Below are 15383 nucleotides of genomic sequence, written 5' to 3' on the forward strand. Positions count from 1 at the left end.
CTGCCGTCCGCCACCTAGGAGCCCGTACATGACCGTCACCCCACCGCCGGAGATCCTCCGCGCGCCCCTCGTCGTCGAGTTCCCCTTCACCCGCTCCCTCGGCCCCGTCCAGTCCGCCTTCCTCACCGGCCTGCGGGAGCGGACCGTCCTCGGCGTCCGCACCGAAGGGGGCCGGGTGCTGGTCCCGCCCGTCGAGTACGACCCCGAGACCGCCGCCGAACTCCACGAGCTCGTCGAGGTCGGGGCCACCGGCACCGTCACCACCTGGGCCTGGAACCCGGAACCCCGCCGCGGCCAGCCGCTCCCGACGCCCTTCGCCTGGGTCCTGGTCCGCCTGGACGGAGCGGACACCGCCCTGCTGCACGCCCTGGACGCCCCCGGTCCCGAGGCCGTCCGCACCGGGCTGCGGGTACGGATCCGGTGGGCCGCGGAACGATCCGGCGCGATCACGGACATCGCCTGCTTCGAGCCGTACGACGGCGCCCCGGACACGGACCCGCACGACCACGACGGGACCTTCGAGGACCCCGTCACCGGCATCGTCGCCCCCGCCCGCCTCGACTACACGTACAGCCCGGGCCGCGCCCAGACCCGGTACCTGCACGCGCTGGGGGAGCGCCGCACCGTCGGCGAACGCTGCCCGTCCTGCGAGAAGGTGTACGTGCCGCCCCGGGGCGCCTGCCCCACCTGCGGGATCGCCACCACCGACCGGATCGAGGTCGGACCGCGCGGCACGGTCACCACCTTCTGCATCGTCAACATCAAGGCGAAGAACCTCGACATCGACGTCCCCTACGTCTACGCCCACATCGCCCTCGACGGCGCCGGGCTCGCCCTCCACGGCCGCATCGCCGGCATCCCCTACGACCAGGTCCGGATGGGCCTGCGCGTCGAACCGGTGTGGAGCGAGGGCGGGCGCTACCCCGACCACTACCGGCCCTGCGGCGAGCCCGACGCCGACTACGACACGTACAAGGAGCTGCTGTGACGCCGGACCGAGAGGTGGCCATCGTCGCCTTCGCGCAGAGCGACCACCTGCGCCGCACCGACGACCTCTCCGAGGTCGAGATGGTCATGCCCGTCCTCCACGAGGTGCTCCGGCAGACCGGCCTGAAGACCGCCGACATCGGCTTCACCTGCTCCGGTTCCTCCGACTACCTCGCCGGCCGCGCCTTCTCCTTCACGATGGCCCTCGACGGCGTCGGCGCGTGGCCGCCGATCTCCGAGTCCCACGTGGAGACGGACGGCGCCTGGGCGCTCTACGAGGCCTGGGTCAAGCTGCTCACCGGCGAGGCCGACACCGCGCTCGTCTACGCCTACGGCAAGTCCTCGCCGGGCTCCGTCCGCGACGTCCTCACGCGCCAGCTCGACCCGTACTACCTGGCTCCCCTCTGGCCCGACTCCGTCGCCCTCGCCGCCCTCCAGGCACAGGCCCTCGTCGACGCCGGCGCCACCGACGAGCCCGCCCTCGCCGCGATCGCCACCCGGAGCCGCGAGGACGCGCGGGGCAACCCGCACGCCCAGCTGCCCGGCGCCCGGCCCCAGGGCGACTACGTCGTCAGGCCCCTGCGCACCGGCGACTGCCCGCCGATCGGGGACGGGGTCGCCGCCGTGATCCTCGCCGCCGGGGACCGGGCCCGCGAACTGTGCGACCGTCCCGCCTGGATCCGCGGCATGGACCACCGCATCGAGGCGCACTCCCTCGGGGTCCGCGACCTCACCGACTCGCCCTCCACCCGCCTCGCGGCGGAACGCGCCGGCGCCTTCGACCGGCCCGTCGACACCGCCGAACTCCACGCGCCCTTCACCTCCCAGGAAGTCGTCCTCGCCCGGGCCCTCGGCCTCGACGACGGCGTCCGCGTCAACCCCTCCGGCGGCGCCCTCGCCGCCAACCCCGTGATGGCCACGGGACTCGTCCGACTCGGCGAGGCCGCCGCCCGCATCCACCGGGGCGAGTCCGACCGGGCCCTCGCCCACGCCACCTCCGGCCCCTGCCTCCAGCAGAACCTGGTCGCCGTCCTGGAAGGGGACCCCCGTGCCTGAAGAGCCAGTCGCCGTCGTCGGCATCGGCCAGACCAAGCACGTCGCCGCCCGCGGCGACGTCTCCCTCGCCGGCCTCGTCCGCGAGGCCGCCGTGCGCGCCCTCGCGGACGCGGAACTCGGCTGGGCGGACATCGACGCCGTCGTCATCGGCAAGGCCCCCGACTTCTTCGAGGGCGTGATGATGCCGGAGCTGTACCTCGCCGACGCGCTCGGCGCGGTCGGCAAGCCCATGCTCCGGGTCCACACGGCCGGTTCGGTCGGCGGCTCCACCGCCCTCGTCGCGGCCAACCTCGTCTCCGCCCGCGTGCACCGGACCGTCCTCACCCTCGCGTTCGAGAAGCAGTCCGAGTCCAACGCCATGTGGGGCCTCTCGCTGCCCGTCCCCTTCCAGCAGCCGCTGCTCGCCGGCGCCGGCGGCTTCTTCGCCCCGCACGTGCGCGCGTACATGCGCCGCACCGGCGCCCCCGACGCCATCGGCTCGCTCGTCGCCTACAAGGACCGGCGCAACGCGCTGAAGAACCCGTACGCCCACCTCCACGAGCACGACCTCACCCTGGAGAAGGTGCAGGCCTCCCCGATGCTCTGGGACCCCATCCGCTACTCCGAGACCTGCCCGTCGTCCGACGGCGCCTGCGCGATGGTCCTCACCGACCGTACGGGCGCCGCCCGTTCCCCCCGCCCGCCGGCCTGGGTGCACGGCGGCGCCATGCGCAGCGAGCCCACCCTCTTCGCGGGCAAGGACTTCGTCTCCCCGAGGGCCGGCCGGGACTGCGCCGCCGACGTGTACCGGCAGGCCGGCATCACCGATCCCCGGCGCGAGATCGACGCCGTCGAGATGTACGTGCCGTTCTCCTGGTACGAACCGATGTGGCTGGAGAACCTGGGCTTCGCCGCCGAGGGCGAGGGTTGGAAGCTCACCGAGGCCGGGGTGACCGAACTCGACGGCGACCTGCCCGTGAACCCCTCGGGCGGCGTGCTCTCCACCAACCCCATCGGCGCCTCCGGCATGATCCGCTTCGCCGAGGCCGCCCTCCAGGTACGCGGCGGAGCGGGCGAGCACCAGGTCGACGGCGCCCGCCGGGCGCTCGGCCACGCCTACGGGGGCGGCGCCCAGTTCTTCTCCATGTGGCTCGTGGGGGACACCCCGCCCACCACGTGAGCCCACCGGCCGGGACGGCGCCTACCCTGGCGCCCATGAACGCGGAACGTGATCTGACCCGGCTCCTCGCCGGGATGCGGCCGGAACTCGAACCCGGCCGGTACGTCTTCACCACGGTGGAGGGCCCCGCCCCGGCCGGGGTCGCCCCGGTGGTCACCGTCGCCGAGCGCGAGGGCCTCACCCTCGTCGTACGGCAGGAGGAGGCGGACGCCGCCGGTCTCGCGTACGACTACGTGGCAGGCTGGATCACCCTCCGGATCCACTCCGCCCTCGACGCCGTCGGCCTCACGGCCGCCGTGGCGGCCGAGCTCGCGGAGGCGGGCATGAGCTGCAACGTGGTGGCCGGATTCCATCACGACCACCTGTTCGTGGAACACGCGCGGGCCGAGGAGGCGTTGACCGCTCTGGGCCGACTCGCGCAGCGGTCGGGAAGCTTCCACGATTGACCGTCACATACGGTGCCAACCGGCGTACGCTGGGGCTTTCGCGGGGCCACCCGCCAGGCGTCCTCCCCTCGTGCGCCGGGCGTACGCCCCCGGTGTGGGGGTGGAACGTGGCACGACAGGGTGGCCGACCGGCCCGTCAGGGTTTCGGCCTCTTCGAACGCGAGGCGGCGCTCACGGCGGCCGAGGACGCGCTGGACCTTCTGACCGGCCTGTCCGACGACCCGCCCTGGCCCGACCCCGTCCCCGTGCCCCTCCCCGCACCCCGCGGCGCCCGGGGTCCCCACCTCGTCGCCGTCCCCGACACACCCGCCGCCCACGGCGACCGCGAGGACACCGGCCCGGGAGACGGCGGGCCGCCCCGGGGCGGCCGTCCCTCGCCCGACCGCGACCGCCCGGCGGAAGCGACCGGCCACCCCGCCGACCGGGCACCCGACCGCCCCCGTACGGCGCGCCGCGGCGGCATCCTCGCGTACGCCGCGCCCGCCGGGCTCGGCAAGACCACCCTGCTCGCCGAGATCCGGCGCCGCGCGGCGACCCGGGGATGCACCGTGCTCTCCGCGCGCGGCGGCGACCAGGAACAGCGGGTCGCCTTCCACGTCGCCCGCCAGCTCCTCCAGCCGCAGCTGGCCCACGCCACCGACGCCGAACTGCGCGAACGGCTCGGCTCCTGGTACGACATCGTCGGCCCCGCGCTCGGGCTCCGCGCCGCCGCCGAGGGCTCGCCGCCCGACCCGCAGGGCCTGCGGGACGGGCTCGACTGGGTCCTGACCCACCTCGCCGTACGGCGCGCCCCGCTCGTCGTGGTCCTCGACGACGTCCACTGGGCCGACCCCGAGTCCCTCGGCTGGCTCGCCGCCTTCGCGCCCCGCGCCGAGGAACTCCCCATGCTGCTCGTCGTGGCCTACCGCCCCGACGAACTCCCGGACGAGGGAGTCGAGTTCACCGGACACAGGTCCGGTCGCCGACCGCTCGGACTGGCCCCGCTCACCTCCGAGGCCATCGCCGACCTCGTCCGCGACCGCGTCGGCGCCCACGCCGACGACACGTTCTGCCGTGAATTCCGGACCGTCACCTCCGGCAACCCCTTCGAGGCGGTCGAACTCGCGGCCAAGGTCCGCGACCACGGCCTGGAACCCACCGCGGGCGGCGCCCACGAACTCCGCGACCTCGCCGCCGCGCTCAAGGGCAGCGGTCTCGTCACCCGTCTGGAACGACTCGGCACCCAGACCGTGCGCCTGGCCTGGGCCTGCGCCGTCCTCGGCACCGAGATCTCCCCGCAGCTCGCCGGCGCCGTCGCCGGCCTCGGCGGCGAGGCGGTCGCCGACTGTGCCGAGCGGCTGCGCGAGGCCCGCGTCCTCGCCGAGGCAGACGGCCCCGACGCCCCTCTCGAATTCGTCCACCCCCTCATCGCCACCACCGTCTACCGGTCCATCCCCGCCGCCACCCGCGTCGCCCTGCACGGCCAGGCCGCCTGGTGCGTCGTCGACGCCGGACTCGGCCCCACCGCCGCCGCCCGGCACCTCCTGGAGACCCACCCCGAAGGCGACCCCTGGGTCGTCGGCAGACTCCGCGCCGCGGCCGGCGAGACCCTCCGTGCCGGCGCGCCCGACGCGGCCCGCCGCTTCCTCGCCCGCGCGCTGCGCGAGCCTCCCGCCGCCGACGAGCGGGCGGCCGTCCTCTTCGAGCTCGGCTGCTCCTCTCTGCTCACCGAGCCCGCCACCACCGTCAACCACCTGCGGGCCGCGCTGGAGGAGCCCATCGCCGACCCGACGCTCCGCCACGGCATCGTCTACCGCCTCTCCCAGGTACTCGCCCACAGCGACCGCCTCGTCGAGGCGTCCGAGCTCCTGGGCCGCGAGGCCCGGCAGACCACCGACGCCCGCAGCCGACTGCGGATGCAGGCCGAGAAGTTCATGTGGGACGCCTTCCGCGCCGACGAACCCGAGTCGCCGGCCCGTTCCCGCCGCCTCACGGCCCTCGCGGACCGCCTCACCGGCCGCGACCTCACCGAGCGGTACATCATCGGCCTGCGCGCCTGGGACGCCACCCTGCGCGCCGAACCCTCCGCCGTCGCCCTCGCACACGCCGAGCGCGCCCTCGAAGGCGGCCTCAGCTGGGCGGACGAGAGCCGGGGCTTCGAGGTCCCGGTCCTCACCGCCCTCACCTTCCTGTACGCCGACCGCCCCGGCCGCGCCGAGGAGCTCTTCGCCGCCGGCACCGCCGAGTTCGAGCGCCAGGGCTGGCGCGGCGCCCACCTCTCCTTCGCGTACACCCTCCTCGGCTACATCCGCTACCGGCGCGGCCGGCTCGTCGAGGCCGAGGACTTCGTCCGGGCCGGGCTGCGCCTGTCCGAACGCGTCGGACCGCGCACCCCCGCCCAGTGGTACGCCGTCGGCGTCATGATCGAGGTGCTGCTCGCCCGCGGCCGCGTCGCCGAGGCCGCCCGCATCGCCGACGCCCACGACTTCGGCGAGCCCTTCCCCGCCGCCGTCACCTTCCCCGACTCCCAGACCGTCCACGCCGAACTCCTCCTCGCCCGGGGACGCACCGAGGAGGCGGCCGCCGAGCTGGCCGCCGTCGGCCGCCGGCTCGACCCGCGCGGCATGCGCAACCCCGCCTGGTGCCCCTGGCAGCTCCACCTGGCCGTCGCCGAGGCCGCCACGACCCCCGTCACGGCCCGGCGGACCGCCGAGGACGCGGTCGCCCGCGCCCGCCAGTACGGCGCGCCCTCCGCGATCGGCTCGGCGCTCCGGGTGACCGCCGAGGTCTCCGAGCCCTCCGCGCGCGTGAAGCTCCTGGAGGAGTCCGTCGACTGGCTCGACCAGTCACCCGCCGCGTACGAGCTGGCCCGCTCCCTCGTCGCGCTCGGCGCAGCCCTGCGCCGCACCGAACGCGCCGGGGAGGCGGCCGAGCACCTGTACCGGGGCCTGGAGGCCGCCCAGGACTGCGGCGCCGACGGCCTCGTCGAGGAGGCCCGCGCCGAGCTCGCGGCGGCCGGACTCCGCCCGCGTCCGCTGCACCCCGCCGGCACGGACGCGCTCACCGCCCGTGAGCGCGCAGCCGCCGAGCTCACCGTCCGCGACCGGGACGCGGCCGCCGTCCTCGGCGTCGACGCCACGGGGCTCGGCCGGCTCCTCTCGGCCGTCTACCGGAAGCTCGGCACCGACCGCACCGGCCTCGCGCAGGCCCTCCGCAACGCCGACCACCGGCCCGGGGAGCCCGGCGGGGAGGGCTGAGCGTCCGTGGCCGCCCGGCGCGTCGCATCGTGCGCCGGGACACGTACCATGGCCGTATGTCCTTCCTCCGCCGCCGCAGCGCCGCCACACCCGCGGGCCCGGACTTCGACGTCCTGGCCATGGATCCGGGAGACTGGCCCGGCAATCTCGGCGCCGGCCTGCTGCCCGCTCCCGACGGCTCCTGTCAGGGCGTGTTCCTCCGGTACGACCTCTTCGGGGGCCGCGGCCCCGCGATGATCATCGGCAACCTGCCCGAGGGCTCGCCCGCGCGCGAGCTCGCCGACGGGCAGATCCCCTTCGAGGTGGCCCAGCTCCTCGCGGCCCTGGAGAACGACGAGCCCGTCGAGGTGCTCGACGCCGAGGACCTCCCCGTCATGCAGGGCGACAACCTCCTCATCGTGCGGCGGCTCAAGCTCTCCGAGAGCCGCATCTCCTGCGTCCAGTTCGACCGCAGCGACAACGTCCTCGTGACGATCGCCAGTTGGGACCGGCCGATCACCGACGACCTCTACGCGCTGCTCAAGCCGCTGCCCGCCGAGCTGTTCCAGCAGGGCTGACGGGGGAGCGGGGGCCGATGAGCGCGCGCGTCGACAGCTGGATCTGGGCGGTCCGTCTGACCAAGACCCGCTCCCAGTCCGCCGCGGCCTGCCGCGCCGGACACGTGAAGGTCAACGGCGAGCGGGCCAAGCCCGCGCAGCCGGTGAAGCCCGGTGACGAGGTCCGCCTCTTCCACGGCGGCCGGGAGCGGATCGTCGAGGTCAAGGAGCTCCACACCAAGCGGGTCGGCCCGCCGGTCGCCGCCGAGGCCTACGTGGACAACAGCCCGCCCCCGCCGCCGCGCGAGCACGTCGCCGTCGCCGCCGTCCGCGACCGGGGCGCCGGCCGGCCCACCAAGCGGGACCGCCGCGAACTCGACGAACTGCGCGGCCGCCGGCCCTGATCCGACCGCCCGAAGGCCTCCGGGATCCCGTCCCGGAGGCCTTCGGCGTCTGTCAGCGCACCCCCGCGCCGAGCAGCCCGGAGATCCGCGCCGCCGAGGTGCCGAGACCCGAGGGCCCGCGCCGCAGCAGCGCGCTGCCACTGCCCGCGCGCACGTCCTCGGCGCCGTAACGCCGGACCTTCCGGTGCCAGTTCAGGACACCGGCGAGCCAGTCCTCCAGCTCCCGCAGATACGCCTCGAACGCCGTCCGGCCCGCCGCGTCCAGACCGAAGTCCTCGTAGAGCAACGGCACTTCACGCTCCTTCAGGTGCTCGTACTGGCGCAGCCGGCCCCGCATCAGATCGGCGACCATCGCCACCGCTGTCGGGTAGTCGCAGTCGAAGAACTTCTGGAGCACCAGGACACCGTTGTGCACCTCGCCCTCGACCTCGATCTCCTTCTGGTACGAGAAGAGGTCGTTGATCAGGGCGCCGTAGTCCATCACCGCGTTCTCCAGGCTGCGCACCGTGCCCGACCGGAACAGCTCCGCAGGCAGCGTCGCGTCCTGCCGCAGCCGGCACAGCAGCATGGTCAGTTCGGAGCCGAACGTGCTGCGCCGCATCTCGACGTAGTCCACCGGGTCGGGCACCCGGTGCTGCACCACGTTGTGCATCTCCCACATCCAGCTGTCGAGCATCGCGTCGAGCGCGGTCCGCAGCTGTGCCCGGGCCCCCGGGGCCATCGGCGCGGCGGTCCGCTCCCAGACGTCCGCGAGCGCGCGCTCCAGCGGGTTCGCCGCGCCCGCCGCACCCGCCGACGGCACGTCGAGCGGCATGCACGCCTTGAGCCGGTCGGTCTGCTCCTTCGCACCGGCCAGGTTGCCGACCCGTCCGAAGAGGGCCGGGTAGTAGTCGTCCGCGTAGGTCCCCCACGTCAGCCAGTCGGCGCTGAGGCCCAGTTCCTCCGCGGACGCGTCCGGATCGAGCCCCGCCGCGCACAGCGCGAGGTCGAAGCCCTCGGCCATCGATCGGTCCCACAGGTCGTCGAGGAGCCCCATGCGCTCGGCCCAGTCGACCGTGTGCCGCCGGGCCTCCCCGTGGTGGGGGTTGAGCGTGAGCGGGTACGGCAGGTCGAGCTCGGGCAGCAGCGACGGCCCCACGTGCTGGTGCGGCGCGTGCGTGAACGCCCGGTGCCGCGCGGCCGCGGGGCGCCCGAAGAGGGTCCGGACGTCGAGCGCGGAGGTGCCGAGGATCCCGTCGAGCCGCGAGGGCCCCGCGACCATGCCCTCGTTCATGTAGCGGCTGGAGCGCATGTGCCACTCGTGGCCGCCGGACTGCCAGTCCTGGAGCCCCTTCGCGTAGGCCGCCACGGCCGCGCACTCGGCCGGGCTCAGGCCCTGCTCGGCGGCGAGCAGCGGCACCTCGGTCAGGGCCGTGTTCTCGAACTGCTGGACCCGCGAGGTGAGCAGGTCGTTGACGGCGTTCGCCGCCTCCTGGGTCGTGCAGCCGAGGAACCGCTCCAGGACCAGGACGCCGTTGCTGTTCTCGCCCTCGTCCTCCACCTCGCGCTGGTACGAGAAGAGGTCGTTGCGCAGGTGCACGGCGTCCGAGAAGGAGTCCCTGAGCACCCGCAGCGGCCGTGAGTACGCCACCCGGGCGGGGACCTCGGCCCCCGCCGCGTATTCGACGAGGCCGGCCGACCAGGGCGCGCCGCCCACCTTGCGACGCATCTCGATGTACTCGAGGGGGTTGGCGATCCGTCCCTCGTTGATGTTGTCGAGCTCCCAGAGGGACTCGTGGAGCAGGTGCTCCGTCGCCTCGGCGAACCGCACGCGCCAGCCCTCGGACATCGCGGGAACGGTACGCCGCCAGAGGTCCGCCAGGCCCGCCTCGACGGGGTTGGTCGGCTCGGGCATCCCGGTGGCCGGGTCCGCCGGCATGAACCTCGGCAGCCGGTCCAGATACGTCTTGCTGCCCGCCCGGTCCTGGGTCCGCTTGAAGACCTCGAGGAAGTGGTCGTCGAAGAAGAAGACCCAGGTGTACCAGTCGGTGACGAGGTCGAGGGCCTCCCCGTCGCAGTCGGGGTGGGTGTACGAGCAGAGCAGGGCGTAGTCGTGCGATTCGAGGTCGTGCTCCTCCCAGACCCCCGAGCCCTCCAGCATCCCCATCGCGCGCGCCCACTCACGCGTGTGCGTGCGGGCGCCCTCCACATGGGGGTTGAGCCGAGCCGGATACGGAACATAGAAATCCGGCATAACGAAGGGCTGAGGCATGTGCTGAGGGGCCTTCCGGTGAGCAGGGGCTCTGTGCGGGCCCAGCCTTACCCGTCGCCCGGACGGCGCACACGATCTCCGGAATAGTCGTATGAACGCCGAAGGGGTGGCGCCGGATCGTCCCTCCGGCACCACCCCTCGCCTTTCGGCCAGCCTCCGTCAGACCCGGAAGACCCGCACGTCAGCGGCCTTCACGAACGCGACCCGGTGGCCGAACTGGATCTGGTAGTACTCCTCCTGGCCCCGGACGACCTTGTGCCCCGTCGGATCGAACACCGGCGCGAAGTAGTACTCGCCCGGAGTGCGGCCACCCACCACGTACCGCTGACCGGCGAGCAGCCTGTACGGCAAGGGCGACACCGACTGCACCGGCACGCCCACCGGGTACGCCGACGCCTCCGGATACGCCCGGCCGTACACCGGCACCTCAGCGAGCCCCTCCCGCGGCGTCAGCACCGTTCCCCGCGCGTTCACCGCCGTCGGCTCCTGCCGGGGGTTGTGGAACCAGGCCTTCTGGCCGAGGTACCAGATCGCCGTCCAGTCGCCCAGGCGCTCCGCCACCGCGTAGCTCTGCCCCGTGGAGGCACGCGCCCCGGTGTCGTTGACCCCGTCGGTCGAGTCCTGTCCGCCCGGGCGCAGACCGATGTCCTTCACCAGGGGCGCGTCGGCGCTCGGAGCGGTGTGCAGGCGCACCGCCCCGCTGCCGTGCGGCGCGCACGCCACCCCCGCCGTCGCGCAGCCCGTGTAGACCGGCCGGTTGACGCCGTACTCGGGCCGGACCGTCACCACGCCCGCGTGCGGCCCGGCGCTCGGCGTGATCGGACGGCCCAGCAGCCGGAAGTAGTGCGCCCAGTCCCAGTACGGCCCGGGGTCCGTGTGCATGCCCTTGATCGTGGAGGTCACGGTGCCCGGCACGTTGTCGTGCCCCAGGACGTGCTGCCGGTCCAGCGGGACGTCGTACCGGTCGGCGAGGTACCGCACCAGGCGCGCCGACGTCCGGTACATCGCCTCCGTGTACCAGGAGTCGGGCGCGGTGAGGAAGCCCTCGTGCTCCAGCCCCACCGACTTGGCGTTGACGAACCAGTTGCCCGCGTGCCAGCCGACGTCCTTCAGCGGCAGGTGCTGGGCGATGTGCCCGTCGGAGGAGCGGAGCGAGTACTGCCACGAGACGTACGTCGGGTCCTGCACCAGCTTCAGGGTGACGTCCCAGGTGGCCTCGGTGTCGTGGATCACGATGTAGTCGATCGACTGGGACTCCGGCCGGTTCGCCTTGTCGTGGTTCCCGTAGTCGCCGTCCCCGAACTCCTCGTACGGCGCGGGGATCCACTCGCAGGCCACCGAACGCGGGCACTCCACCGGGCCGCCGGCCGGCCGCCGCAGGCCGAGGCCGTCCACCTGCTCCGTCGCGGGCTCCACCGCCGGGGCGGCGGCGAGCGTCACCACCTGTCCGCTGTCCGTCGTTCGCGACTCCCCGGTCCGGATCACGTCGAACACGTCGTTGGCGTACGCCGAGGCCGTCGCCGAGTCGTCGGCCCCGGAGTACGCCGCCACCGCCCCGTACCAGTCCGCCGGGTCCGTGCTGGCCGGCAGCCCGGCCTCCCGCTGTGCCGCCGCGAGCAGCACGGCCCCGCCCTCGATGTTCGCGGCCGTGCCCGTCCGCAGCTCCTCCGCCGGGATCCCGGACAGCGCGGAGGCCCGTTCCAGGGTCCGCAGCCGTGGGGGCAGCGACTCCGCCGCCGGGACCGGCGCCCCGGCGCCGGACCGCACCGCCCGAGAGGCGTCGCCGCGCGCGTCCTCCTCCCCGTCGGAATGGTGCGGAGCGGCCTCGGTCAGCGCCGTCACGGCGTCCGTCAGGTGCATCGGCCCGTAGCCGCCGGTCACGCTCGGCGCCCCACCGTGCCCGTCCCACCGCGACTGCAGGTACGAGACGGCCAGCAGCACGCTCTCGGGCACGCCGTGACGCGCCGAGGCCCGCGCGAACTGCCCCTGGAGGGTGCCCGCCTCGGGTGCGTCGGCCCCCGCCGGCGGAGCCGCCGAGAGCAGGGGGAACAGCAGGGCGGCGGACGCCACCGCGCCCACCGCCCTCGGCACACGGTTCGGTGACGTACGTCTGCGGGAAGCGGAACGGAGCAAGGCAGCCTCCAGGGGATGGGGGTGACACCGGGGCGTGCGGGACCGAACCCGTACAGGGGTATCGGCTCCCGGACGATCCGTCAATCACGCCTGCGTCCACGGAAGTTCCCACGTCAGGACGGGAATGGAGGCCAAGTGGCGGAGTTTCGCGGGGACGGGTCCCGGGCCTGGGACGCGTCAGTGGAGTGGACCAATGACCGCACGGCCGCGACATCCCGCGGAAGACACGAGCCGGTGCGCCGCGTCCCGGTGTGTCGGCACCGGGCGCACGGCGCACCCCCCGTGTCGTCGGTCGGGCCCGCCCCTTCAGCGCGTCCCGACCGCCGCGCGCACGGCCCGCCGTGCCATGGCGCAGTCGTCGTGCAGCCGCCTCAGGAGCAGCCGCTGTTCCTCGCCGGGGGCGAGCGCCCCGGAGGGCACCGGCACGGAACCGGCCGGCGGCGCCTCCTTCATGGTGCGCTGCACCGCCGTCTCGTAGGTACGGATCTCCCGCGTCAGCACGATCATCAGGTTGACCAGGAAGGCGTCCCGGGAGGCCGGTCCCGCCTGCTGGGCGAGCTGACTGATCTGGCGCCGGGCCAGCGGCGCGTCACCGAGCACGGCCCACAGCGTCGCCAGGTCGTAGCCGGGCAGGTACCAGCCCGCGTGCTCCCAGTCGACGAGGACCGGACCGGCGGGGGAGAGCAGGATGTTGGAGAGCAGGGCGTCACCGTGACAGAACTGCCCCATGCCCTGCCGCCCGCCCGCGTGCGCCAGACCGTGCAGCAGCTTCTGCAGGTCGTCCCGGTCCCGGTCCGTGAAGAGACCGAGCTCGTGGTAGCGCGCGATCCGGGTGCCGTAGTCCAGCGGCGCGTCGAACGTCCCGGCCGGCGGGCGCCAGGCGTTCAGCCGGGCCACCGCGCCGAGCGCGGCCCGCACGTCGGCCCGCGGCGGGGCCTCCACGGGGTGGCGCGAGAGCGCCGCCGCCCGTCCGGGCATCCGCTCGATCACCAGCGTGCAGTTCTCCGGGTCCGCCGCGACGAGGCGCGGCGCCCGCACCGGCGGACGGTGGCGGACGAAGGACCGGTAGGAAGCTATTTCGTGCCGGAACCGCTCGACCCACGCGGGGGAGTGGTCCAGTAAACACTTGGCGACCACGGTCATCCGCCCGGTCGTTCCGACGATGAGCACGGAACGGCCGCTGCGCCGCAGCACCTGCACCGGGTTGAACTCCGGGCAGATCCGGTGGACCGACGCGATCGCCATCTTCAGCTGCGCCCCCTGGGGGCCGGACAGATCGATTCTTCCGCTCACCGGCTGGGTACCGGTGCCGCCCGCCCAGCGCCTGGGCCGGACGGCCTGGGTCACGGGGGCGAGGTACGGACCGGCGCCGGCCGGGACGATGCGGTGCTGCGGCCGGGGCGGGGCGGACACGGAGGACGATGCTGTGTACATGGAGGTGACAGATCCCTTCGTGTGCCGACGAGTTGCGTGCGTCGCCCCGCCCGCTCCCCGGTCCGCACCCTGGGGAATGAGGGCCGGTCGGCGGTGCGGGGTGGCGCGTTCATACCTGACACCCGGGCGCGGGTGGCGGAACATCGGGCGCACCCTGGCGAACCCTGGCGAATAGTCGCCAGCCCTATGACAGGGGGTTACTGTCAACTCAGCCGAGAACCTGGGGGCTTAGACGTGACCGGACAAACCAACACCCGCCTGGCGGACCTCTTCGGCCTGGCCGGCTGGTCCAAGGGCGAACTCGCGAGACTCGTCAACCGGCAGGCGGCGGCCATGGGCCACCCCCAGCTGGCGACCGACACCTCGCGGGTGCGGCGCTGGATCGACCGGGGCGAGACGCCCCGCGATCCCGTTCCCCGGGTGCTGGCAGCACTGTTCACCGAGCGACTCGGCCGTGTCGTGACCATCGAGGACCTCGGGTTCGTACGACACGGGCGCGCCGGCAAACGGCAGGACGTCAGGAAGACGGAGAACCCTGACGGGCTGCCCTGGGCACCCGATCGTACGGCGGCGGTCCTCACCGAATTCACGGGAATGGACCTCATGCTCAACCGACGCGGCCTGGTGGGCGCGGGTGCCGCGCTCGCCGCCGGTTCCGTACTGACCAACGCCATGCACGACTGGCTGCAGACCGACCCCTCCCGCAAGGGCGCGGTTCCGCGGGCCATCGATCCCCTCCACGCCGACCCCGCCGGGTTCGACCGCTACGAGGCCGCCCCCATCGGGTCGGAGGAGATCGAGGCCCTGGAGCACTCGGTGGAGGTGTTCCGAGCCTGGGACGCCTCCCGGGGCGGCGGTCTCCAGCGCAAGGCCGTGGTGGGCCAGCTCAACGAGGTGGGCGGCATGCTCGCCTACCGTCACGCCGACCACCTCCAGCGGCGCCTGTGGGGCGTCGCCGCCAACCTCGCCGTCCTCGCGGGCTGGATGTCGCACGACGTCGGCCTCGAACCCACGGCGCAGAAGTACTTCGTCATCGCCGCCCACGCTGCCCGCGAGGGCGGCGACCGGCCCCGGGCCGGCGAGGCGCTGTCCCGGGCCGCCCGCCAGATGGTGCACCTGGGACGGCCCGACGACGCCCTCGACCTCATGAAGCTGGCCAAGGCCGGCGCGGGGGAACGGCTGCTGCCCAGGACCCAGGCCATGTTCCACACGATCGAGGCCTGGGCGCAGGCGTCGATGGGGCGCGGGCAGGCCATGCGCCGCACCCTCGGCGAGGCCGAGGAACTGTTCGTGTCCGACCGGCGCGACGAGAAGCCGAGCTGGATGCAGAACTTCGACGAGGCCGACATGCACGGCATGCAGGCCCTCGCCTACCGCACCCTCGCCGAGCACGACCCCTCCGCCGCCGTCCCCGCGCAGCGGCACGCCAAGCTGGCCATCGAACTCCGGCACGGCGGACACGACCGGTCGAAGCTCTTCGACCACATCTCGCTCGCCTCGGCCTGCTTCATCGCCGACGATCCGGAACAGGCGGACCGGTACGCCCGGCTCGCCCTCATGTCCATGGGGGACACCTCGTCCCACCGGACCTGGGACCGGCTCCGGGAGATGTACCGGCTCACGGGCCAGTACGCCGGCTACTCGCGGATCGAGAACCTGCGCGAGGAGATCGAGCTCGCCCTTCCCCGGTCGCCGGTCAACCGCCCGCGCACCGGGCAGGCCTGAACCCGGGTGGGCGGGG

Annotated in this window: 11 protein-coding genes; 8 read left to right on the forward strand and 3 right to left on the reverse strand. The window is 73.9% G+C overall.

The annotated features are described in order from the left end of the window. Positions 1 to 28: 28 nt before the first annotated feature. The 7 genes from AC067A_RS26675 to AC067A_RS26705 all read left to right on the forward strand — a co-directional run bounded on the left by AC067A_RS26675 (position 29) and on the right by AC067A_RS26705 (position 7824). Positions 29 to 988 (forward strand): Zn-ribbon domain-containing OB-fold protein, encoded by a 960-nt coding sequence (locus tag AC067A_RS26675; RefSeq protein ID WP_479245021.1) that lies wholly within the window; start codon positions 29 to 31, stop codon positions 986 to 988. Next, entirely contained in the window at positions 985 to 2043 is a 1059-nt protein-coding gene (locus AC067A_RS26680; protein WP_479245022.1) for a thiolase domain-containing protein, read from the forward strand. Before AC067A_RS26675 ends, AC067A_RS26680 begins: the two co-directional genes overlap by 4 nt. Beyond that, positions 2036 to 3202, forward strand: coding sequence for a thiolase domain-containing protein (locus AC067A_RS26685; protein ID WP_479245023.1), 1167 nt, complete (start codon positions 2036 to 2038; stop codon positions 3200 to 3202). Before AC067A_RS26680 ends, AC067A_RS26685 begins: the two co-directional genes overlap by 8 nt. Positions 3203 to 3237: 35 nt before the next feature. Beyond that, complete coding sequence (locus AC067A_RS26690; RefSeq protein WP_479245024.1) at positions 3238 to 3648, forward strand: ACT domain-containing protein; 411 nt, start codon at positions 3238 to 3240, stop codon at positions 3646 to 3648. Positions 3649 to 4109: 461 nt separating this feature from the next. Beyond that, the gene (locus tag AC067A_RS26695; protein ID WP_479245083.1) at positions 4110 to 6884 is read left to right on the forward strand and encodes an ATP-binding protein; all 2775 of its coding nucleotides are present in this window, start codon (positions 4110 to 4112) and stop codon (positions 6882 to 6884) included. A 56-nt stretch (positions 6885 to 6940) separates the two neighbouring features. Then, on the forward strand, positions 6941 to 7441 hold the full coding sequence (locus tag AC067A_RS26700; RefSeq protein ID WP_479245025.1) for a hypothetical protein: 501 nt from the start codon (positions 6941 to 6943) through the stop codon (positions 7439 to 7441). Between the two features lie 17 nt (positions 7442 to 7458). Beyond that, positions 7459 to 7824, forward strand: a complete 366-nt coding sequence (locus tag AC067A_RS26705) for an RNA-binding S4 domain-containing protein (RefSeq protein WP_033205850.1) — start codon at positions 7459 to 7461, stop codon at positions 7822 to 7824. Positions 7825 to 7876: 52 nt separating this feature from the next. Here AC067A_RS26705 and AC067A_RS26710 read toward each other — a convergent pair whose 3' ends face one another. The 3 genes from AC067A_RS26710 to AC067A_RS26720 form a co-directional block, all read right to left on the reverse strand. Beyond that, positions 7877 to 10075 (reverse strand): terpene synthase family protein, encoded by a 2199-nt coding sequence (locus tag AC067A_RS26710; RefSeq protein ID WP_479245026.1) that lies wholly within the window; start codon positions 10073 to 10075, stop codon positions 7877 to 7879. Positions 10076 to 10234: 159 nt separating this feature from the next. Further along, positions 10235 to 12154 (reverse strand): N-acetylmuramoyl-L-alanine amidase, encoded by a 1920-nt coding sequence (locus AC067A_RS26715; RefSeq protein WP_479245084.1) that lies wholly within the window; start codon positions 12152 to 12154, stop codon positions 10235 to 10237. Positions 12155 to 12514: 360 nt separating this feature from the next. Then, entirely contained in the window at positions 12515 to 13642 is a 1128-nt protein-coding gene (locus AC067A_RS26720; protein ID WP_479245027.1) for an aminoglycoside phosphotransferase family protein, read from the reverse strand. A gap of 234 nt (positions 13643 to 13876) precedes the next feature. On the opposite strand from AC067A_RS26720, the gene AC067A_RS26725 reads away from it, so the two are divergent. After that, entirely contained in the window at positions 13877 to 15367 is a 1491-nt protein-coding gene (locus AC067A_RS26725; protein ID WP_479245028.1) for a DNA-binding protein NsdB, read from the forward strand. Positions 15368 to 15383 lie beyond the last annotated feature (16 nt).

Source organism: Streptomyces sp. NPDC043176, from assembly GCF_056436715.1.